15 protein-coding genes are annotated in these 21130 nt (G+C 65.4%); 2 read left to right on the plus strand and 13 right to left on the minus strand.

Going from position 1 to position 21130, the window contains the following annotated elements:
- Window positions 1-23: 23 nt before the first annotated feature.
- The gene (locus IVB50_RS05450; RefSeq protein ID WP_018454252.1) at window positions 24-203 is read right to left on the minus strand and encodes a hypothetical protein; all 180 of its coding nucleotides are present in this window, start codon (window positions 201-203) and stop codon (window positions 24-26) included.
- A 188-nt stretch (window positions 204-391) separates the two neighbouring features.
- Here IVB50_RS05450 and IVB50_RS05455 point away from each other — a divergent pair, with 188 nt between their 5' ends.
- Together IVB50_RS05455 and IVB50_RS05460 are read left to right on the plus strand one after the other, a co-directional pair.
- On the plus strand, window positions 392-2221 hold the full coding sequence (locus IVB50_RS05455; protein WP_247294851.1) for an aminopeptidase P family protein: 1830 nt from the start codon (window positions 392-394) through the stop codon (window positions 2219-2221).
- 382 nt (window positions 2222-2603) lie between these two features.
- Window positions 2604-3878, plus strand: a complete 1275-nt coding sequence (locus tag IVB50_RS05460; RefSeq protein WP_085349080.1) for a multidrug effflux MFS transporter — start codon at window positions 2604-2606, stop codon at window positions 3876-3878.
- A 174-nt stretch (window positions 3879-4052) separates the two neighbouring features.
- On the opposite strand, the gene ligA is transcribed toward IVB50_RS05460, so the two are convergent.
- From ligA to ftsW, 12 genes are all read right to left on the minus strand, one after another.
- Window positions 4053-6206 carry an NAD-dependent DNA ligase LigA gene (gene ligA / locus IVB50_RS05465; RefSeq protein WP_247294856.1) on the minus strand — a complete coding sequence of 718 codons (2154 nt, stop codon included), beginning with the start codon at window positions 6204-6206 and terminating at the stop codon, window positions 4053-4055.
- Between the two features lie 106 nt (window positions 6207-6312).
- On the minus strand, window positions 6313-7986 hold the full coding sequence (gene recN, locus IVB50_RS05470) for a DNA repair protein RecN (RefSeq protein ID WP_247294859.1): 1674 nt from the start codon (window positions 7984-7986) through the stop codon (window positions 6313-6315).
- Window positions 7987-7999: 13 nt separating this feature from the next.
- Window positions 8000-8905 carry an outer membrane protein assembly factor BamD gene (locus tag IVB50_RS05475; protein WP_026232697.1) on the minus strand — a complete coding sequence of 302 codons (906 nt, stop codon included), beginning with the start codon at window positions 8903-8905 and terminating at the stop codon, window positions 8000-8002.
- Between the two features lie 295 nt (window positions 8906-9200).
- On the minus strand, window positions 9201-10163 hold the full coding sequence (gene lpxC, locus IVB50_RS05480) for a UDP-3-O-acyl-N-acetylglucosamine deacetylase (protein ID WP_247294861.1): 963 nt from the start codon (window positions 10161-10163) through the stop codon (window positions 9201-9203).
- 357 nt (window positions 10164-10520) lie between these two features.
- Window positions 10521-12326: a cell division protein FtsZ gene (gene ftsZ / locus IVB50_RS05485; protein WP_018454245.1), complete on the minus strand. Its 1806-nt coding sequence runs from the start codon at window positions 12324-12326 to the stop codon at window positions 10521-10523.
- Between the two features lie 87 nt (window positions 12327-12413).
- Window positions 12414-13736 (minus strand): cell division protein FtsA, encoded by a 1323-nt coding sequence (gene ftsA, locus IVB50_RS05490; protein WP_018454244.1) that lies wholly within the window; start codon window positions 13734-13736, stop codon window positions 12414-12416.
- Window positions 13733-14761 carry a cell division protein FtsQ/DivIB gene (locus tag IVB50_RS05495; RefSeq protein ID WP_026232695.1) on the minus strand — a complete coding sequence of 343 codons (1029 nt, stop codon included), beginning with the start codon at window positions 14759-14761 and terminating at the stop codon, window positions 13733-13735. Before IVB50_RS05495 ends, ftsA begins: the two co-directional genes overlap by 4 nt.
- A gap of 350 nt (window positions 14762-15111) precedes the next feature.
- A complete protein-coding gene (locus IVB50_RS05500) occupies window positions 15112-16098 on the minus strand; it encodes a D-alanine--D-alanine ligase (protein ID WP_085349138.1) in 987 nt (328 codons plus the stop codon).
- A 22-nt stretch (window positions 16099-16120) separates the two neighbouring features.
- Window positions 16121-17041: a UDP-N-acetylmuramate dehydrogenase gene (gene murB, locus IVB50_RS05505; RefSeq protein ID WP_247294863.1), complete on the minus strand. Its 921-nt coding sequence runs from the start codon at window positions 17039-17041 to the stop codon at window positions 16121-16123.
- 4 nt (window positions 17042-17045) lie between these two features.
- Window positions 17046-18449: a UDP-N-acetylmuramate--L-alanine ligase gene (murC, locus tag IVB50_RS05510; protein WP_204513990.1), complete on the minus strand. Its 1404-nt coding sequence runs from the start codon at window positions 18447-18449 to the stop codon at window positions 17046-17048.
- Between the two features lie 138 nt (window positions 18450-18587).
- Complete coding sequence (gene murG / locus IVB50_RS05515; RefSeq protein ID WP_085349085.1) at window positions 18588-19688, minus strand: undecaprenyldiphospho-muramoylpentapeptide beta-N-acetylglucosaminyltransferase; 1101 nt, start codon at window positions 19686-19688, stop codon at window positions 18588-18590.
- A 111-nt stretch (window positions 19689-19799) separates the two neighbouring features.
- Window positions 19800-20951, minus strand: coding sequence for a putative lipid II flippase FtsW (gene ftsW / locus IVB50_RS05520; RefSeq protein WP_018454238.1), 1152 nt, complete (start codon window positions 20949-20951; stop codon window positions 19800-19802).
- Window positions 20952-21130: the final 179 nt, after the last annotated feature.

A 21130-nucleotide genomic window follows, 5' to 3' on the forward strand; every position in this document is an offset into this window, starting at 1 on the left:
TACGGCTGCTGCCGTAGATGCCGCTACTTTGCCGTCTCTTCGTCCCGGCGCATCGCGCGCTCGGCCTGCGAGGCGCGCCTCGCGCGGCGTTCGGCGAAACGGTCGATCATCTGGCTGATCAGGCCGCGCGGTTTCTTCGGTGTTGCCGCAGCCGGGGCGCGGCGCACCGGCGGCGTAATCTTTTCAAACGTGAACGCTGGCATCGAGTGTCCCCTCGTCGTTGAGATGAACAACTTGCTCGAATTTCCCTGTCATCTGGACGAAGCGCAACTGCCGCATCCTGTACTCCACTCAATTCGAATGGAACTTGTTCAAGCACAGTCCATGCCAGATGCGACCTCAAATGCGTCTACATTGCGGACTGATCCGCATGATCCTAAAGTGATCCACCATGTTCGAAGCGCATTTCCAGACATTCGAGGAGCCCGAGGCCGGCGTCGCATTGACAGCCCGGCTGGCCGCGCTCCGTGAAGAACTCGCCCGCCGCAAGCTGACCGGTTTCGTGATTCCACGCGCCGATCAGCAGCAGAATGAGTACGTGCCGCCGTCCGAAGAACGTCTCGCCTGGCTGACCGGTTTTACGGGCTCGGCGGGACTGGCGGTGGTGCTGACGCACGAGGCCGCGGTCTTCGTCGACGGCCGCTACACGATCCAGGCGGCCAAGCAGGTCGATTCAAGGGCCTGGGCCGTGGAATCTCTGATCGATCCCCCGCCGGAAAGCTGGATGTCGGCACACCTGAAGGCCGGCGACCGCCTAGGATTTGATCCGTGGCTGCACACTTTTGCAGCAGCCGAGCGTTTGGCCGCCGCCTGCACCAAGGCCGGTGCCGAACTGGTCGCCGTCGACAGCAATCCGGTCGATGCGATCTGGCAAGACCGGCCACAGCCGCCGATTGCGCCGGTCACGGTGCACGGAATGCAACATGCCGGCGTGACTGAAGCCGAGAAGCTGACGCAGATCAGGAGCGAGATCGGCAAGCTCGGCGTCGATGCGTTGGTGCTGTCCGACAGCCATGCCGTGGCCTGGACCTTCAACATCCGCGGCGCCGACGTCGCGCATACGCCGCTGCCGCTGTCCTATGCGCTGGTGCCGAAGGACGGCCGTCCCACCATCTTCATCGATCACCGCAAGCTCTCAAATCTGACCCGCGACCATCTCGAGCAGTCCGCCGACGTGCGCGAGCCCGATGCGATGGCGCCGACGCTGATGGCGCTCGCCAAGAGCGGCGGATCGATCGCGCTCGACAATGCGACCGCGGCCGACGCCCTCAGCCGGCTGATCACGGGCGCCGGCGGCAAGCCGGTGCGCGGCAGCGATCCGATCGCGCTGCTCAAGGCGGTCAAGAACACGACCGAGATCAAGGGCACGCAATCGGCGCACCGGCGCGACGCCGTGGCGCTGGCACGCTTCCTCGCCTTTATCGACCGCGAGGCGGCAAGCGGCAAGCTCACCGAGATCGACGCGGTCGAGGCGCTGGAGACATTCCGCCGCGACACCGGCGCGCTCAAAGATGTGTCGTTCCCGACCATATCGGGCACCGGCCCGAATGGCGCGATCGTGCACTACCGCGTCACCCGCAAGAGCAACCGGCGGATCGTCCCCGGCGATCTGCTGCTGATCGATTCAGGTGCACAATACGAAGACGGCACCACCGACGTCACCCGCACCATGGCCGTGGGCGAGCCGACCGACGAGATGCGCGACCGCTTCACGCGTGTGCTGCGCGGCCACATCGCGATTGCGCGGGCGATCTTTCCCGACGGCGCCACCGGCGCGCAGCTCGACACACTCGCACGGCAATATCTCTGGGCCGCCGGCGTCGATTTCGAGCATGGCACCGGCCACGGCGTCGGCAGCTATCTGAGCGTGCATGAGGGGCCGGCGCGAATCTCGAAGCTCGGCACTACGCCGCTGAAGCGCGGCATGATCCTGTCCAACGAGCCCGGCTACTACAAGACAGACGGTTTCGGCATCCGCATCGAGAACCTCGAACTGGTGGTCGAAGCCGATATCAAGGGCGCGGAAAAATCGATGAACGCGTTCGAGACGCTGACCCTGGCGCCGATCGACCGCCGGCTGATCGATGTCGGCATGCTCAGCAAGGACGAGCTCGACTGGCTCAACGCCTACCACGCGGGCGTCAGGGCCGAGGTGCGGCCGGCGCTGGACGAGACGACCAAGGCCTGGCTGGACCAGGCCACGGCGGAGTTGAAGGCGTAAGCGCGTCGTCGCAAAGCCGCATGGCTCCACGCGCTTTGCGCAAGGCTGCTTCTCCACCACAGCTGTCATGCCCCGCGACCCGGCTACGCCAAGGCTTCGCCGGGGTGAGGTCTAGGGGCGCCGAAGCTTTAGCGAAGGCGGCAGGCGGGGAATCCAGCATTCCAGAGACAGGAAACGCATGCGAAGAAGCCGCGGCGTACTGGATCGCCCGGTCAAGCCGGCGATGACACCGACTTTTTGACGCGAGCAACGCGCCCAAGCGGCGCTATGGCGCCCTCATCATAACCGTCCCGGAATCCGTATAGCCGCATTCCGAAACGCCGATATGCGTCTTGCGCGAGCGCGCTACAGTCCGATTCGAATTTCTACGAGACGGACACGCATGCACGGCATGATCAGCAAGCCGCCGGACACGGCGAAGAACCTCGCGACCTCGCGCGTGGTGTTGCTGCTGCTCGTCGTCATGACCGGCATCGCGCCGATCTCGCTTTACATGCTGGTTCCGGCGCTGCCGGTGCTGGCGACGACCTTTGGCAGCGACATCTCGGTCGCGCAGATGACGGTGTCGCTGTACATGGTCGGCATCGCGCTGTCGCAACTCATCATGGGCCCGCTGTCGGACCGTTTCGGGCGGCGACCGGTGCTGCTCGGAGGACTGGCGCTGATGGTGGTCGCCAGCGCCGCCTGCATCTTCGCGGAAACCCTGCCGCAGCTGATCGCCGCGCGCTTTTTCCAGGCGTTGGGCGGCGCCGCGGGCATGGTGGTGAGCCGCGCCATCATCCGCGACATCTACGAGCGCGACCGCGTCGCCTCGATGATCAGCCTCGTGGTCGCGGCGCTGATGATCGGGCAGATGGTCTCTCCGCTCAGCGGCGGCCTGATCGAGACAGCGTTCGGCTGGCGCGCGATCTTCTACGCCATCACCGTCGCCGCGATCATTGTCGCCGTCGGCATCGCATTCGCGCTGCCCGAGACGCGCCGAGATCGCGCCGCCGGCAGCGGCTTTCGCGGCGATGTCGGCATCCTGATCCGCAACCGCGCCTTCGTCGGCTACGTGATGTGCCAGGTGCTGGCCTCGCAGATCATCTTCACCTTCGCCGGCGGCGGCCCCTATATCGTGGTGACGCAGATGGGCAGGACCAGCGCCGAATACGGCGCGTGGTTCGCGACGACGGGTTTTGCCTATCTCGTCGGCAATCTGCTCTGCGTGCGCTTCGCGCCCAGGCACTCGCTGGAGAAGTTGATCTGGTTCGGCCTCGCGCTTCAGCTTTGCGGCAGCCTGTTGAACCTGCTCTGGAGCTTCACCGGCTGGAACGAGGCGCCCGCCTGGCTGTTCGGCACGCAGATGATCGTGATGGTCGGCAATGCCTTCGTGATGGCGAACTCGGCCGCCGGCGCGATCAGCATCCGTCCCGAGGCCGCCGGCACCGCATCAGGTGCGATGGGCTTTCTCCAGCAAGGCATCGGCGCGCTGATGTCGCAATTCGGCGCCTATCTCGGCGGCCATTCCGCGACCACGCTGCCGCTCACCGCCGCGGTACTGGCGATCTCCCTGCTCTGCGCCTGCACGATGATCTTCGTCGTCCCCCGCCGCGAGGTCATGATGAGCGAGACGCTGATCGAGCAGGCGGAAGAGGAAGAGAGCGGGATGATGTGATCGGGCGCGGTGAGGCCTTCTTCCTTCTCCCCTTGTGGGAGAAGGTGGCGCGCGTAGCGCGCCGGATGAGGGGTCTCTCTCCGCGCGGGTCCCCTCTCAAAGCTTGAACTCGAGAATAGAACCCCTCATCCGGCGCTACGCGCCACCTTCTCCCACAAGGGGAGAAGGGAAGAGTCACTCCCCGATCAGCTGCAGCCACTCGTCCTCGGTCAGCACCTTGACGCCATGCTTGTTGGCCTCCGCGAGCTTCGAACCTGCGCCGGGGCCTGCGACGACGAGATCGGTTTTCTTGGACACCGAGCCGGACACTTTTGCGCCTAACCGCTCAGCGGTGGCCTTGGCCTCGTCGCGCGTCATCTTCTCCAGCGAGCCCGTGAACACCACGGTCTTGCCGGCGACGGCGGAGTTGCTCTTCGGCTTCTCCGCGTCGATGATCTCGACCTCCCTGGTGAGCCGCTCGACGATGCCGCGATTGTGGCTCTCGCCGAAATAATCGGCGATGCTCTTGATCACGGTCTCGCCGATCTGGTCGAGCGCGTCCATCTCGGCCATCGCCTCCTCGTCGCCCTTGGCGACCTTCAGGCTGGCATCGTGGAAGCCGTCCCAGGAGCCGTAGCCGCGGGCCAGCGCCAGCGCCGTGGTCTCGCCGATATGGCGCATGCCGAGCGCGTAGATAAAACGCTCCAGCGCGATCTTGCGACGGCTCTCGATCGCGCCGAACAGATTGCGCACCGAGGTTGCGCCGTAACCCTCGATGTCCTCCAGCTTGAGCTTTGCGTTGCGCTTTTCCAGCGTGAAGATGTCGGCTGGCTCCTTCACAAAACCTTCGTCGAAGAAGTACTGGAGCTGCTTCTCGCCAAGACCGTCGATGTCGAAGGCGCGCCGCGACACGAACAGCTTCAGATGCTCGATCTTCTGATAGGGGCAGGCGAACTCGCCGGTGCAGCGAGCGCGTGAGCCCTCTTCGCCCGCCGCCGTCTCCTCGCGCGTGACATCGGTGTGCAACGGGCACGGGCACTTCTTCGGAAACTGGAATTCCCTGGCAGCCTTCGGCCGCTTGTCGAGGACGACGTCGACCACCTGCGGGATGACGTCGCCGGCGCGCTGGATCACGACGGTGTCGCCGATCCTGATGTCGCGGCCCTCGCGCAGCACTTCGCCCTTGTTGCCGATGCCCTTGATGTAGTCCTCGTTGTGCAGCGTGACGTTCTGCACGATCACGCCGCCGACGCCGACCGGTTCGAGCTTGCCCACCGGCGTGAACGAGCCGGTGCGGCCGACCTGGATCTCGATGTCGCGCAGCACCGTCGTGGCGCGCTCGGCCGGGAATTTGTGCGCGATGCCCCAGCGCGGCGTGCGCGAGACGAAGCCGAGCCGTTCCTGCCAATCGATGCGGTCAACCTTGTAGACGACGCCGTCGATGTCGTAGTCGAGTTTTGCGCGCTGTTCCTCGATCGCACGATGAAACGCCAGCAGTTCCTCGACGGAGTGACAGAGCTTGGTCAGCGGGTTAGTCCTGAAGCCGCAGCGCTCGAACCAGCCGATCATGCCGCTCTGCGTGCCCTCTGGCATCGCGCTCATCTCGCCCCAGGCATAGGCGAAGAAGCCGAGGGGGCGCGAGGCGGTGATGGTCGGATCCTTCTGCCGGAGCGAGCCCGCGGCCGAGTTGCGTGGATTGGCGAAGATGGTGCTGCCTTCCGCCTTCTGCCGCTCGTTGAGCGCCAGAAACGCCTTCTTGGTCATGTAGACCTCGCCGCGCACCTCGCAGATGTCGGGGACGTTGCGGCCCTTCAGCCTCTTCGGCACGTCTTCGAGCGTGCGGATGTTGGCGGTGACGTCCTCGCCGACCGCGCCGTCGCCGCGAGTCGCCGCGGTGACGAGTTCACCGCCCTCGTAGCGCAGCGACATCGAGAGGCCGTCGATCTTCGGCTCGGCGGAAAAATCGATCTTGTCGTCGTCGAGCTTCAGGAAGCGCACGATGCGGCCGACGAAGTCGCGCAGATCCTCTTCCGCAAAGGCGTTGTCGAGCGACAACATGGGGACGGCATGCCGCACCTTCTTGAAGCGGCCTGATGGTGCAGCACCGACTTTCTGCGACGGAGAGTCCGCGCTGACGAATTCCGGAAAGCGCTTCTCGATCGCGTTGAAGCGCTGGCGTAGCGCGTCATACTCGGCGTCGGTGACGGTGGGCGCGTCGTCCTGGTAGTAGCGTTCGTTATGCCCCTCGATCTCGAGCGCGAGCCGCATGTGCTCGACCTTGGCCTGCGCCTTGGTGAGGTCGGCGACTTCGCGAAGCGGTGTTGGTTTCGATTTTGCTGCTCTGGCCATGGTGCTTGGATACGATGGAGCGGGCAGGAGGGTAAAGGCGGTTACAGTTTCGTACCCCGGACTCAACGTTTAGGGCCCTGCGGTTGCGCGCGTCCGGGACACGAAATCAAGCCGTCGCCGCCTTGAGCAGACGGTCCGCGGCAGCCCTCGCCTCGGCGGTGATCTCGGCACCGGCGAGCATCCGCGCGATCTCCTCGCGGCGGTGGTCGGCGGCAAGCGCATTGACGCGGGTCGCAACGCGCTTGCCCTTGTCCAGTGCGTCCTTTGAGATCAGCAAATGCTGGTCGGCACGGGCGGCGACCTGCGGGGCGTGGGTGACGGCCATCACCTGGACCTTGCCGGCGAGCCGCGCCAGCCGTCCGCCGATGGCGTCCGCGACCGCGCCGCCGACACCGGTGTCGATCTCGTCGAAGACCAAGGTCGGCGCCGAACCGCGGTCGGACAGCACGACCTTCAGCGCCAGCAGGAAACGCGACAGCTCGCCGCCGGAGGCGACCTTCATCAGCGGCCCCGGCTTGGTGCCCGGGTTGGTCTGCACCCAGAACTCGACGCGGTCGAACCCTTGCGGGCCCGGAGCTGCCTCGTCGGTCTCGACCTGGGTCATGAACTTTGCGCGCTCGAGCTTGAGCGGCGCGAGCTCGGCATTGACGGCCTTGTTGAGCTTCTCCGCCGATTTCTGCCGCGCCATCGACAGCTTCTTCGCAGCCGCCGCATAGCGCGCATCGGCCTCGATCGCGGCCTGCTCCAGCTTCTTCAGCCGTGAGGCGCCGGCATCGATCAGAACGACATCGGCGGCGTATCTTGCGGCCAGCGCGGCGAGCCCGTCGACCGGCGTCGAATATTTGCGCGAGGCGGCGCGCAACGCGAACAGGCGCTCCTCGATGCGTTCGAGCTCCGAGGGATCAAAATCGGTTGCGGCAAGCGCCGCCTGAAGATGCTGGTCGGCTTCCTCCAGCGCGTTGATGGCGATGTCGATCGCCCTCACCGCGGGTTCGACCAGCGCCGGCGAGTTGACGCCGCGACGCTCCAGCCGCCGCACGGCGGCCGACAGCGAGGCGACCGGCGAATGGTGGCCGCCGACCGCCTCCTGCGCCTCGCGCAGGTCGGAGGCGATCTTCTCGCCCTGCATCATCGTGGTCCGACGGGAGGCCAGCGAGGTCTCCTCGCCGTCCTTGGGCGCGAGCTGCTTCAATTCGTCGGAGGCGTGGCGGAGGTAATCGGCTTCGCGCGCGGCGCGCTCCATGCCGGCGCGATGCTCCTCCAGCGCGGTGTTGGCGGTGCGGCGTGCGTCCCAGAGCGCCTCGACCGCCGAGACGTCCTTTTCGAGACCGGCGAAGGCGTCGAGCAGGCGGCGGTGGGTGGCGGCATCGACCAGCGCGCGCTCGTCGTGCTGGCCGTGGATCTCGACCAGGGCAGCCCCGACCGCCTTCAGCGTCTGCACGCTGATCGCCTGGTCGTTGATGAAGGCGCGGGTGCGGCCGTCGGCGAGCTGGACCCGGCGGAGAATCATCTCGCCGGTATCGTCCAGCCCGTTCTCCGCGAGGATTTTGGCCGCGGGATGGTTTTTTGGGATATCGAATACGGCAGTGACCTGCCCCTGCTCCGCCCCATGCCGCACGAGGCCGGCATCGCCGCGGCCGCCGAGCGCCAACGCAAAGGCATCGAGCAGGATGGATTTGCCCGCACCGGTCTCGCCGGTCAAAACCGCGAGGCCCGGTGCGAATTCGATATCGAGCCGTTCGATCAGGACGATGTCACGGATCGACAGACGCGCCAGCATGGAATTCTATTTCCTAGCCGAGACCCATTTTCTTGAAGGTCTTGCTAATCCAGGACCCCTGATTCTCGCTCGGTTCGAGACCGCCTGATTTTACAAGATTATAGGCGTCCTTGTACCAGCGACTATCAGGAAAATTGTGCCCGAGCACGGCGGCGGCCGTCTGGGCCTCGCCAACGATGCCGATCGCCATATAGGCCTCGGTCAGGCGGTACAGCGCCTCCTCGACATGGCGGGTGGTCTGGTACTGCGTCACCACGGCCTTGTACCGGTTGATCGCCGCCGTGTAGTCGCGCTTCTGCGCGTAATAGCGGCCGACGTTCATTTCCTTGCCGGCGAGCTGGTCGCGCGCACCTTCGATCTTGGCCTTGGCCGAGGTCGCATATTCGGAGGTCGGATATTTGCGCACCACCTCTTCCAGCGAGGCGATCGCCTTCTCGGTGCGGGTCTGGTCGCGGCTGATGTCCGGAATCTGGTCGTAATGCGAGGCGGCGATCAGATATTGCGCGTAGGCCGCATCCGGGCTGCCGGGATGCAGCGTGACGTAGCGGGTGGCCGCGCCGATACAATTGTCATAATCCCCGCCCTGGTAGGACGCGTAGGCCGACATCAGCAATGATTTGCGGGCCCAGTCGGAATAAGGATGCTGGCGGTCGACCTCTTCGAACTTCTTGTTCGCCGCCTTCATGTCCTTCTTCTCGTTCATGAGGTACAGGCCCTCATTGTAGATCTTGTCGGCGGGCTCCTCGACGAAGGTGTCGTCCTTGGCGGTGAACTTGTCCCAAAGCGCGCCGGTGCCGCAGCCGGCCAGCGGCAGCGCGAGCACGAAGAGGGCGACAACCTGAAGCAGCCCACGGGCTCGAGACGAGACTTCTCGAGACGGGACTTGAAGATATCCGCGCGTCATACGCTGTGCCGACATGAGTATTGCCCTGACGCCCTGTGGTGCGGTGTCCGCCAGCCCATGAACCCCGTCCTGGGCGCGAAATATAGCCGTGGTGCCTGCCGTGCGACCACGCCGGTGTAACCGAAAAACGATCTTCAACCAACCGGATAGGCAGGCATTCCGCCCGGATTAAGGCGAGGCGCCGCAATCCTAGCCGATCATCGTTACCAGGAGTTTCCCGGGGAAAGCCGCCGCCAAACGCCCGCGGCGACGGGTCTCTTCAGGACGCGTCTCTCGTCTAGGAAACGTCCGCTGCAGGAAACGTCTCTCTTCAGGAAACGTCCGGCCCGTAGACCGCGGCGATCCGGCCACCGACGATGCCGCGACCGGTTTCGGCCACCGGACGCGTGGTGCGGCGGGCTGCCTCGCCCTCGACCACCCGCCAAGCGGTGCGGTCGGCGAGCAGCGCGGTCAGAACGGCGTGGTTGAGCTTGTGGCCGCCACGTACCGAGCGGTAGGCGCCGAGCAGCGGCAGACCCGCCAGCGCGAGGTCGCCGATCACGTCCAGCACCTTGTGGCGGGCGCATTCGTCGGCGTAGCGCAGGCCCTCGGTGTTGAGCAGCCGCTCCTCGTCGAACACGACGGTGTTGTCGAATGAGGCACCGAGCGCGTAGCCGGCGCTCCAGAGCCGCGCGACGTCGCACATCAGACCGAAAGTCCGGGCCCGGCCGACTTCGCGGCGGAAACGCTCCGGGTTGAGGTCGAAGGCATAGCTCTGCTGGCCGATGACAGGATTGGTGAAGTCGATCTCGACCTCGGCGCGGAACCCGTCGGCATAGGGCCTGATCTCACCGAAGGAGTCGCCGATCTTGACCGAGATCGGCTTCAAAACCTGGATGAAGCGGCGCTGCGCCGGCTGGGTCACGATGCCGGCCTGGTCGATCGCAGCAACGAAGGCTGCCGCGCTGCCGTCCATGATCGGCACTTCCGGCCCATCGATCTCGATGATGGCGTTGTCGACGCCCATTCCCCGCAGCGCAGCAAGGACATGCTCGGCGGTGGAAACCAGCGGACCGTTGCGATCACCGAGGACGGTGGCGAAATCCGTCGCGATCACCTGCTCGGCGGTGGCCTGAACTTCGCGGTCGCTTCCCTCGAGCCCGGTGCGGATAAAAACAAATCCCGCGTCGACAGGCGCGGGTCCAAGCGCGAGCGTGACAGGAAGACCGGAATGAACGCCGACGCCTGCCACACTGGCTTGCGCACGAAGCGTTGTTTGCCGGCTAAATTTCATCAGGAACCGCCCCACTACGACCATCGCGACTTATACTGAACCCGACTGCGGCCTAGACCGCTGTTCCGAATCCGTATCCCCAAGTCACGGCAAACCATAGTCACTGCCCCAAACAGCGCCAACTCACGCTTTTTTACCGATTGTTACCCCAAACCCGCCGTATTCGCGCCAAGGCTTAACCAAATTGGACCGGAGTTCGGGACCGTTTTCGGTAGTTTTACTGAACCATCGAATACGTAATTAATGATTTAAAATCAGTTGCTTGGCCACGCAATCCGGATATGCACGGGGCAAAAGAAAAGGTCCCGGCAAGCTTCCCCCCGGGACCTTTTTTCGTCTGCCTTATTGTAACAATCCTCAGGTCGCCTGCCGCCGCAGGAAGGCCGGGATATCAAGATGGTCATCTCCCTGTGGCGCCGGGGCAACAGGCGCGGGACGGCCGTGCATGTCCAGGCCCTGCGGCGCGGGACGACGGGCATACTCAGACACCGGCTCGGTAGAAGCGATTTGCTGCGCCACGGTCTTCTGGGGGCGGCGATCGGGCAGTGGCGGCATCGCGGGACCGGCGGTGCGGGCCGCGATCGGCGCCTCGGTCTCCTCGTCACGACGGCCGAGGCCGACATTGGCGAGGCGCTGCAGCAGCGACAGCCGGGTCTTTTGCGGGGTCTCCTCCTCGACCTCGCCGCGGGCCTGGCGAAGCTCGGCCTGGGCGGGCATCGGAAGTTCCTCGATCCGCGGCATCCGCGGTGTGCGGACCGGTGCACGCTCGGCCTGCGGAGGGATGAAGGTTTCCGGCGTCATCGGCTCTTGCATGGCCATCGGCGCCTGCTCGGGCTCGGGGAACAGCGTGGGCTTCTGCGCGATCGGGCGCACGGTAACGTCGCCATAGGTCTGCATCGGCGCGGGAGCCTGCGGAACGTCCGCAACGGCGGCGGCGATGGCGGCAAGCGCAGCGCGCTCGACGTTCGGACGCGGAGCCGTGGGAGCGGCGGCAAATTGGCCCGTTCCTGTGGCCGGGGTCTGTCCTTCGAACTTCTGGGCGCGCTCGGCCATGCGCTGATTGTCAGCGCGCAGCCGCGCGGTCAGATCGGCAAGACGGCTCTCGGCAGCCGCGGCGGGAGCGGCGGGAGCCTGCTGCGCCTGCGGAGCAGGATTCGCCACGGGAGCGCTGGTGGCCTGGCTGTTGCGCGCGATCGCGGCCTGTTCGATGCCGGTGGCGACGACCGAGACGCGGATCAGGCCATCGAGGGCCTCGTCGAAGGTGGCGCCGACGATGATGTTGGCGTCCTGGTCGACTTCCTCGCGGATGCGGGTCGCAGCTTCGTCGACCTCGAACAGGGTGAGATCCTTGCCGCCGGTGATGGAGATCAGGAGGCCCTTGGCGCCCTTCATCGAGCTATCGTCGATCAGCGGGTTGGCGATCGCGGCTTCGGCGGCGGTCAGCGCGCGCTTGTCGCCGGAGGCTTCGCCCGTGCCCATCATCGCCTTGCCCATCTCGCGCATGACGGCGCGGACGTCGGCGAAGTCGAGATTGATCAGGCCTTCCTTGACCATCAGGTCGGTGATGCAGGCAACGCCCGAATAGAGCACCTGGTCGGCCATCGCGAAGGCGTCGGCGAAGGTGGTCTTCTCGTTCGCGACCCGGAACAGGTTCTGGTTCGGGATGATCAGCAGCGTATCAACGACCTTGTGCAGCTCATTGATGCCCGCTTCCGCGGTGCGCATGCGGCGGCCGCCCTCGAAGTGGAAGGGCTTGGTCACGACGCCGACGGTGAGGATGCCCATCTCGCGCGCGATCTTGGCGATCACGGGAGCTGCGCCGGTGCCGGTGCCGCCGCCCATGCCGGCGGTGACGAACACCATGTTGGCGCCCGAGAGATGGTCACGGAGTTCGTCCATGACTTCTTCGGCCGCGGCCGCGCCGACCACCGGCTGCGAACCTGCGCCCAACCCTTGCGTGGCCGCCGTGCCCATCTGCACGATGCGCTGCGCCTTCGACATCGTCAGCGCCTGCGCGTCGGTGTTGGCGACCACGAAGTCGACGCCCTGGAGGCCCGCCGTGATCATGTTGTTGACGGCGTTACCACCGGCGCCGCCGACGCCGAACACGGTGATGCGGGGCTTCAGTTCGTGAATATCAGGAACATTGATGCTGATGGTCATGTTTGCCTCTCGATCACGCGCGCGTGGGTTCGCCCCGGCCGGCGGCCGCGGGAGTTGGTGAAAATCGAATATTGCGGGAAGGAGTCATCAGAAGCCCTCGCGTAGCCATCGTCCGACCTTTCCGAAATACCCGCCGGTCCCCGTCCTGACCTGCTGCCGCGTATGCCGCGGTTCGACATGTTCGTGGTGAACATATTGCGGGTAGACGAGCAGTCCGGCCGGCACCGCGAAGGCGGCGTTCTTCGCCTCGTTGGGCAGCCGGCCGAAACCGAGCGGACGTCCGACCCGCACGGGCCGGCCGAGAATCTGCGTTCCGAGCTCAACGAGACCCGTGAGCTGCGAGGCCCCGCCCGAGAGCACGACGCGGCCGTTCGGCTCCGAGGCGAAGGGCGAGTCCTTCAGCTTGTCCCGAACCATTTCGAAGACTTCCTCGGCACGATGCTTGACGATGTTGGCGATGGTAGCGCGGGAGACGATCTGCGGCAGATCCTGCTCGTCACCGGCTGTCGGTACAGACATCAGCTCACGCGAGTCCGATCCGCCGGTGATGACGGTCCCGTATAACGTCTTGATTCGCTCGGCATCGGCAATGGTCGCGGAGAGTCCGCGCGCCAGATCCATCGTGATGTGTTGCCCGCCGACCGCAAAACCCGCGGCATGCACGAAGTGGCCGCCGGAAAAGACCGCGATCGTGGTGGTGCCCGCGCCCATTTCGACCACGGCGGCGCCGAGATCGGCCTCGTCGTCGGTCAGCACCGACAGGCCTGCCACATAGGGGCTTGCCGCCATTGCTTCGACGTTGATGTGGCAGCGTTCGACCGCCAGCATCAGGTTCCGCGCCACCGTGGCGTCGCAGGTGACGACATTCATGTCGATGCCGAACTGATGCGCAACCATGCCGCGGGGGTCGCGGATACCTTTGACGCCGTCAAGCGTGTAGCCGACCGGCAGCGCGTGCAGCACGGTGCGGCCTTCGCCGGTGGCGTGGCGCATGCCGGTGGAGGTGACGCGGCTGACATCGGCCGGTGTCACGGCGCCGCCGCGGATGTCGGCCGCAGCTTCGACCAGCTGACCGGAGAGCCGGCCGCCGGAGACCGACAGCAGCACGGACTCGACCCGCACCTTGGCCATTTTCTCTGCAAGCCCGACGGCCTGTCGCACCGCCTGCTCGCATTCGCCGAGATCGATCACGGCGCCGGCCTTCATGCCGCGCGACTGAATCTGGCTGTAGCCGATCAGCTCCACCGCATGGGTCCGGTCGCGCAGGGCTTCGCTCGGCGCCGACGGCTTCAGCCGCGCGATCATGCAGGCGATCTTGCTGGTGCCGATGTCGAGGCAGGCGACGAGGCCGCCGCGCTTGTGCGGCATCGGGCGTGTCTTCGGTGTCTGGGTGCGATCAAGACCGGTCATGCAGCGTCCCCGGCCTTTTTCTTCTTCTTGTCCTTGAACAAATCGTCGCGCGCCTTGGCGGCGTCCTCGGACAGCTGCACGACGAGCCGATCGGGCAGGCGCAGGTCGACGGCGACGATGTCGCGGGAGAACAGCCTGTCCTCCTTGTCGAGCCTGGACAGCATCGCAAGCGCGTTGCCGACGTCCTGTTCGGGCAGGCGGATGTCGAGGCCGTCCTTGAGCCTCAGGTTCCAGCGCCGCTCACCGACGAAGATCGCGGCCTTGGTAATGGAATTGACCTGCGGATAGCGCGCCAGCAAAGCGAGGAAATCGCGGGCCTGCGTCTCGGCGCCCTTGCCGACCACGAGCGGCAGCGACAGGAAGCGGCGCGAGACGTAGGGTTCGAGCACGGCGCCGTCATCGGCGATGACGGAGAGCCGGCCGGCCTCCTGCCACAGCGCGAACGCCTTGCGCTCGGTGAGCTCGATCATGAGCTGGCCCGGATAGAGCTTCAGCACGGTCGCATCCGCGATCCAGGGATTGGCCTTGAGCTTGTCGCGCACGGCGTCGGCGTCGAGAAACAGCAGCGAGGATCGGCCGCTGACGCCGCCGATCGCGAGGATCTCGTCCTGGCTGAGCTGCTTGCGACCGTTGATCACGACGGAGGTGATGCGGAAGCCGGCGGAATTGGCCAGCGCGTTGCGGGTGTCGTTGACCGCCGTGATGAAATCCTGGAGATGGCCGCCCTTGACGATACCGAAGCCGCAGCTTCCGATCAGGAGCAGCACCGTCATGCTGATCCCGACCCGGCGCGGCAGATAGCGCTCGACCAGCGCGACCAACCGCGGCGGCGGCTCGCGCTCGACGATGGCTTTGGCCCTGGTCTTTTCCTTGGCGGCAGCACGGGCGCCGAGAACTCTTTCCTGACGCTTGTCCTGCACCCACTCGCGCAGAAGCACGACCGCTCCGATAGCGGCCGCCTTCAGGTCAGCTTGGGGCCTCAGCGATCTGAAAAGCGACCGAGTGAGGCTTCCTGCTCCATCCATTGCACGAGCTCGTCAACAGTTTGCCCGCGACATCGCGCGGGTCCTGGCGAACATGACGTCTCGGACTTGCCGGGCCGGGTGCTGGTCTTCAGCAGAAGAAAACCTCTCCCCTTCAGAGCGTTCGCTGGGGGTGACAACACCCGCAACGGTCCACGCGCCGGCAGCCAAAGCGTCATATGCGCCGCCAGCGTTAACCTTCGGACGTCCTGGTAAACAAAAGGTAAAGTTCGTTAACGACGTGAGCTTTTTGCCCAGGCCTGTGAGGCATTTATGCCGCAATATCCGGCATTTTACCGGTTTTGGGTTCCAAAACCGGCCGTTTCGCCAGTTCGGCCGTTAACCAGTCCTAATTATTTTCGCACACCGGCCACAGCGAGCTCGATCAGGCCGCGCAGGAAGTCGACGAACTCGATGCTCTCGGCCTTCAGCGCCTTGGGGTAGAGCGAGGACTTGGTCAGGCCGGGCAGCGTGTTGGTTTCGAGATAGACCAGCCCCTTGTCCGAGACGATGAAGTCCGAACGGGAATAGCCGGTACACGACATCGCCCGGTGCGCCAGCATCGCCTGGTGCTTCAGCGCGGCGGTGATTTCGGGTGCGAAACGGCCGGGACAGATCTCTTGGGTCGACTTCAAAAGATATTTCGCCGCGTAGTCGAAACTGCCCTCGCCCGGAATGATCTCGATCGGCGGCAGCGAGATGATCGAGCCGTCCGGCCGCTCCAGCACGCCGCAGGTCGCCTCGACGCCGGAGATGTAGGGCTCGATCACGTACTCTTCGTGCTTGGCCGCATTGCGAACGGCGACGAGATCCTGCTTGGCGTTGACGAAGATCAGGCCGTAGCTCGAGCCATCCCTGGCGGGCTTTGCGATCAGCCGGCCGTATTCGGCGAAGGCCTCGTCGATCTGGTCCAGCGCAATGTTGGCCGGCGGCGTCACGCCGCCGAGCGCGGCGAAATGCTTGGCCGCGATCTTGTCGAACGCGAGATGCGAGGAGGCCGAGCCCGATCCGGTGAACGGCACGCCGCGCGCTTCGCACATCACCTGCAATTCGCCGTTCTCGGCACGCCCGCCATGCAGGCCGAGCACCAGCACGCGGTCCTCCGCCCTGGCCTGGTCGAGCGCCTGCTCCAACGGAATGCCCGACGTGCCCGGCTTGAACTCGTCCTCGAACGGGCGGGCATGTTCGAGCAGCTGTTTGGACTGCACGACATGCACCTTGTCCTCGACGTCCCACCACCAGAGATCGGCCTCGGGCAGCGCCTGATGCAGCGCCTGGGCTGAGGCGACGGAAACCAGACGTTCGCGGTTGGAGCCGCCGAAGAGGATGGTGATGCGCATGTTCTCTCGTCGCTTGTCCAAATTAGCCGGGAATTCCGATCCGCTTGATTTCCCAGTGTAGCTCAATTCCGGAATTTGCCTTCACCCGTTCACGTACGGTCTCGCCCAGCGTCTCGATATCGTGCGCGGTGGCATTGCCCGTGTTGATCAGGAAATTGCAGTGCATCTCGGAGACTTCTGCACCGCCGACGCGCAAACCGCGGCAGCCGGCGGCATCGACCAGCTTCCAGGCGGAATGGCCGGGCGGATTCTTGAAGGTCGAGCCGCCGGTCTTTTCGCGGATCGGCTGCGCGGTCTCGCGATGGGTTTGCACTTCCGCCATGCGCGCGCGGATCGCCTCGGCATCCCTGAGCTCGCCGCAGAACCGCGCGGAGGTGAAGATGATGGAGGCATCGACGCCGCTGTTGCGGTAGACAAACTTCATGTCGGCATTGGAGAAGATGTGCTTCGTGCCGTCGCGCCCGACGCCACGCGCCTCGATCAACACGTCCTTGGTCTCGCCGCCATTGGCGCCCGCATTCATGCGCAGCGCGCCGCCGATCGTGCCGGGAATGCCGAAGTAAAATTCGAGCCCGCCGATATTGGCCGACGCGGCGACTTCCGCCACGCGCTTGTCGAGCGCGGCTGCGCCCGCGGTGACGACATCGCCGCTCGCGCTCGCCTCGCCAAAGGCGCGCGGCGCAAGCCGGATCACCACGCCCGCCATGCCGCCGTCGCGCACGATCAGGTTGGAGCCGACGCCGACGACATAGACGGGAATGTCGCTTGCGAGATGCGCGAGGAAATAAGAGAGATCGTCCTCATCCGTCGGCGTGAACAGCACCTGCGCGGGACCTCCGACGCGAAACCAGGTGAGCTCGGCGAGCGACTGGTTCGCCAGCAGCCGGCCGCGAAGATCGGGCATCACGGCTTTGAGGTCGGGTGTGATGTCGGGGAAGCTCACTGCGCTACCCCAGCGCCTTCAATTCGCCGGGCAAGGCATACGCCCATTGCGTGATGTTGCCGGCGCCCAGACACACGACGAGATCGCCGGACTTCGCCACGCCCTTGACGATGCCAGCGAGATCGGACGCCGCGGGCAGCGGGATCACCTCGCGGTGGCCGTGGGCGCGCAGGCCCGCGGCGAAATGGTCGCGATCGATGCCTTCGATCGGCGTCTCGCCCGCAGCATAGACCTCGGCGACGATCACCGCATCCGCATCGTTGAAGCAGGTGCAGAATTCCTCGAACAGCGACTGCAGGCGGGTGTAGCGATGCGGCTGCACCACCGCGACGATCTTACCGTTGGTGGATTCCCGCGCCGCCTTCAGCACCGCCGCGATCTCGACCGGATGATGGCCGTAGTCGTCGATGACGGTGACGCCGTTCCACTCGCCGGTCTTGGTGAAGCGGCGCTTGACGCCGCCGAAGCCGGCGATCGCCTTGCGGATCGCCTCGTCCGACACGCCGAGCTCGCGCGCGACCGCAATCGCGGCGGTCGCGTTGGAGGCATTGTGGCGCCCCGGCATCGGCAGCATGAGATCGGAGATCTCGTGCACGGCGCCCGTCTTGCGATCGCGGAAGGCAACCTTGAACTTCGATCCGCCGCCCGCCGGGGTCAGGTCGACGAAGCGCACATCGGCCTGCGGATTCTCACCATAGGTGATGATGCGTCGATCCTCGATCTTGCCGACAAGGGTTTGCACCACGGGATGATCGATGCACATCACGGCGAAGCCATAGAACGGCAGGTTCTCGACGAAATGGCGGAAGGCGTCCTGCACCGCCTCGAAGGTCTTGAAGTGATCGAGATGCTCGGGATCGACATTGGTGACGATCGCGACCTCGGTCGGCAGCTTCAGGAACGTGCCGTCGCTCTCGTCCGCTTCGACCACCATCCAGTCACCCGCACCGAGACGCGCATTGGAGCCGTAGGCATTGATGATGCCGCCGTTGATCACGGTGGGATCGAGGCCGCCGGCGTCGAGCAGCGTCGCGACCATCGTGGTCGTGGTGGTCTTGCCGTGGGTGCCGGCGATGGCGACGCAGCTCTTCAGCCGCATGAGCTCGGCCAGCATCTCGGCGCGGCGCACCACGGGGATGCGCCGTTCGCGCGCCGCCGTCAGTTCCGGATTGTCGCGCTTGATCGCGGTAGAAACCACGACGACCTCGGCCCCGTCGACGTTCTCCGCCTTGTGGCCGACCGAGACCCTCGCACCGTTCTTGCGCAGGCGGTCGAGATTGTAATTGTCGGAGGCGTCCGAACCCTGCACGGAATAGCCGAGATTGAGCAGCACCTCGGCGATTCCGCTCATGCCTATCCCGCCGATCCCGACGAAGTGGATAGGTCCGATCTCGCGCGGCAGTCTCATGGTGTATCCCGCAGTTCCCTTCGTCATGCCCGGGCTCGTCCCGGGCATCCACGAATCCTTACCACTTCTTGCAAGACGTGGATGGCCGGGACAAGCCCGGCCATGACGGCAAAAGTAGGAATTCCGGCCGATTTCGCGTCAGATTCCCGCGATTTTGGCCACCAGATCGGCCAGCCGCTCCGCTGCGTCGAGCCGGCCGGCGCCGCGGGCGGCCTGCGCCATGGCGGCAAGACGCGCGGGCTCGGCGGCGAAGGCGGAGATCTCGGCGGCGAGGCGATCGGAGGAAAACTCGGTCTGCGGAATGCGGATCGCACCGTCGACCTTGGCCAGCACGCCGGCATTGGCGAACTGGTCCTGGTCGATCGCGCCCGGCAGCGGCACCAGGATCGAGGGCCGCCCGATCGCGGCAAGTTCCGCCACGGTGCCGGCGCCTGAGCGCGACACCACCAGATGGTTGGAGGCCAGCCGTGCCGGAAGATCGGTGAAAAACGGCGCGAGCTCGGCCTTGATCTTCAGTCTGTCGTAGACCGCACGCACGCGCGCCATATCCTCGTCGCGCACCTGCTGGGTGAGGACGAGCCGGCTCCACAGCGCAGGCTCGAGGCGCTCGATCGCGCCCGGCACGATGTCGGCCATGATGCGCGCGCCCTGGCTGCCGCCGACGACGAGCAGGCGCAGCGGACCGTTCACTTCAGGCGCAGCATATGGCACGCCAGCTGCGGCGAGGATCGCCGGACGCATCGGCGTGCCGACCGTCGTGGTCTTGCCTGATAGCGCCGGATCGCGATCGAGCACGCCGGGCAACGACGTCGCGATGGCTTGGACGCGGCTCGACAGGAACCGGTTGGCGCGGCCGAGCACCGCATTGGCGTCATGGATGATGCCGGGCACGCCGGCGAATTTTGCGGCGACCAGCGGCGGCAGCGTCGGATAGCCGCCGAAGCCGACGACGGCGACCGGCTTCAGTCGCTTGATCAGGCTGTAGGCGGACAGCGTGCCGGCCGCGAGCGTCAGGCCGGCATAGGCGAGCTGCAGCGGATTGCGTCCGCGCGCAGTCTCGCTCGAGACGACGTCGATCATGTCCTTGGTGAACAGTCCGCTGTAGCGCAGCGCGCGCTCGTCCGTGACGAGGCGGACGCGGAAGCCGCGCCGGATCAGCTCGACGCCGAGCGCCTCGGCCGGAAACAGATGGCCGCCGGTGCCGCCCGCGGCGAGAAGAATCAGGGGGGAGGTGTCCATGGTGGCGAGTTTTACAAGGACTCTTTCGTCATTGCGAGCGCAGCGAAGCAATCCAGACTGCCACCGCGGAGAGATTCTGGATTGCTTCGCTTCGCTCGCAATGACGAAAAACTATGCGTAGCTGCGCATCGCCTCGGCGTGGCCGCTCGCCTCGACTTCGGTGCGCGGGCGCAGCCGCGTCAGCGCGAGCATCATGCCGACACCATAGGCCAGCGACACGATCGAGGAGCCACCATAGGAGATGAAGGGCAGCGTCATGCCCTTGGCGGGGATGAGCTGGAGATTGACCGACATGTTGATGGCGGCCTGCACGCCGAACAGGATCGCCAAGCCCGAGGCCGCGAAGCGCGAGAACATGTCCTCGTTGGCATAGGCGCGCGACAGCGTCCGGATGACGACGAAAGCAAACAGTGCCAGCATCGCGAGGCACAGGATGATGCCGAACTCTTCGGCGGCAACCGCGAACACGAAATCGGTGTGGCTGTCGGGCAGGCTGCGCTTGGCGATGCCCTCGCCCGGTCCGAGGCCGAACCAGCCGCCATTGTAGAAGGCCTCCATGGCGGTATCGACCTGGAAGGTGTCGCCCGAGGCCGGATTCATGAAGCGCTTGATGCGGCCGGCGACGTGGGGAACAAAAAGATAGGCGCTGAACAGTCCGGCGGCGCCGAGGCCGGCGAGCCCGAACACCCAGATCATCCGCATGCCCGCGATGAAGAACAGCGAGCCCCACACCATCAGGATCAGCATGGTCTGGCCGAAGTCGGGCTCCATCACCAGCAGCGAGACCAGCATCAAGAGCAGCACCAGCGCCATCGAGGTCGCCGGCATTTCTGGCCGCCTAGTGGATTCCGCGAACAGCCAGGCGGCCATGACGACGAACGACGGTTTTGCGATCTCGGAGGCCTGGATATTGAGGCCGAGTAGCGTGATCCAGCGCCGCGAGCCCTTTACTTCGGGGCCGATCGCGAGCGTCAGCACGATCAGGACGATGCTGACCGCAAAGATGATCAGCGCCGAGCGACGGATCGCCCGCGGCGACAGGAAGGAGACCCCGAGCAGCACGATGCAGGACGGCACCAGGAATAGCACGTGCCGGCTGAAGAAGTGGAAGGGATCGAGCCCGATGCGGGTCGCAACCGGCGGGCTCGCCGCCAGCGACAGGATCACGCCGGTCAGCATCAGCGCCAGGATGGCACCCATCAGCGGCTTGTCGACGGTCCACCACCACTCGGAAAAGGGGGTGCGTTCTTCACGGGAGAGCATGGCGGCCGCTTTCGGACAGAGGTCGGTCCATTGGTCGCCGAGGTTGGTTACCGGGGGGTTAAGGAAACGGGGATGATTGGAGATGAAGGCGAGCGCTTACCTCAAATGCCCGTCATGCCCCGCGAAAGCGGGGCATCCAGTATTCCAGAGACGTCGAGGGTTCATAACCACAGCCGCGG

This window comes from Bradyrhizobium sp. 87 (assembly GCF_023073015.1).
Lineage (GTDB): Bacteria > Pseudomonadota > Alphaproteobacteria > Rhizobiales > Xanthobacteraceae > Bradyrhizobium > Bradyrhizobium canariense_D.

Bases quoted from the DNA above. Each gene is read 5' to 3' on its own strand.
- murC (WP_204513990.1), bottom strand. From the start codon at position 18,449: ATGAGACTGCCGCGCGAGATCGGACCTATCCACTTCGTCGGGATCGGC.
- ftsZ (WP_018454245.1), bottom strand. From the start codon at position 12,326: ATGACCATCAGCATCAATGTTCCTGATATTCACGAACTGAAGCCCCGC.
- IVB50_RS05460 (WP_085349080.1), top strand. From the start codon at position 2,604: ATGCACGGCATGATCAGCAAGCCGCCGGACACGGCGAAGAACCTCGCG.
- ligA (WP_247294856.1), bottom strand. From the start codon at position 6,206: ATGGCCAGAGCAGCAAAATCGAAACCAACACCGCTTCGCGAAGTCGCC.
- IVB50_RS05475 (WP_026232697.1), bottom strand. From the start codon at position 8,905: ATGTCGGCACAGCGTATGACGCGCGGATATCTTCAAGTCCCGTCTCGA.
- murG (WP_085349085.1), bottom strand. From the start codon at position 19,688: ATGGACACCTCCCCCCTGATTCTTCTCGCCGCGGGCGGCACCGGCGGC.
- IVB50_RS05450 (WP_018454252.1), bottom strand. From the start codon at position 203: ATGCCAGCGTTCACGTTTGAAAAGATTACGCCGCCGGTGCGCCGCGCC.
- ftsA (WP_018454244.1), bottom strand. From the start codon at position 13,736: ATGACCGGTCTTGATCGCACCCAGACACCGAAGACACGCCCGATGCCG.
- ftsW (WP_018454238.1), bottom strand. From the start codon at position 20,951: ATGCTCTCCCGTGAAGAACGCACCCCCTTTTCCGAGTGGTGGTGGACC.
- recN (WP_247294859.1), bottom strand. From the start codon at position 7,986: ATGCTGGCGCGTCTGTCGATCCGTGACATCGTCCTGATCGAACGGCTC.
- lpxC (WP_247294861.1), bottom strand. From the start codon at position 10,163: ATGAAATTTAGCCGGCAAACAACGCTTCGTGCGCAAGCCAGTGTGGCA.
- IVB50_RS05500 (WP_085349138.1), bottom strand. From the start codon at position 16,098: ATGCGCATCACCATCCTCTTCGGCGGCTCCAACCGCGAACGTCTGGTT.
- IVB50_RS05495 (WP_026232695.1), bottom strand. From the start codon at position 14,761: ATGGATGGAGCAGGAAGCCTCACTCGGTCGCTTTTCAGATCGCTGAGG.
- IVB50_RS05455 (WP_247294851.1), top strand. From the start codon at position 392: ATGTTCGAAGCGCATTTCCAGACATTCGAGGAGCCCGAGGCCGGCGTC.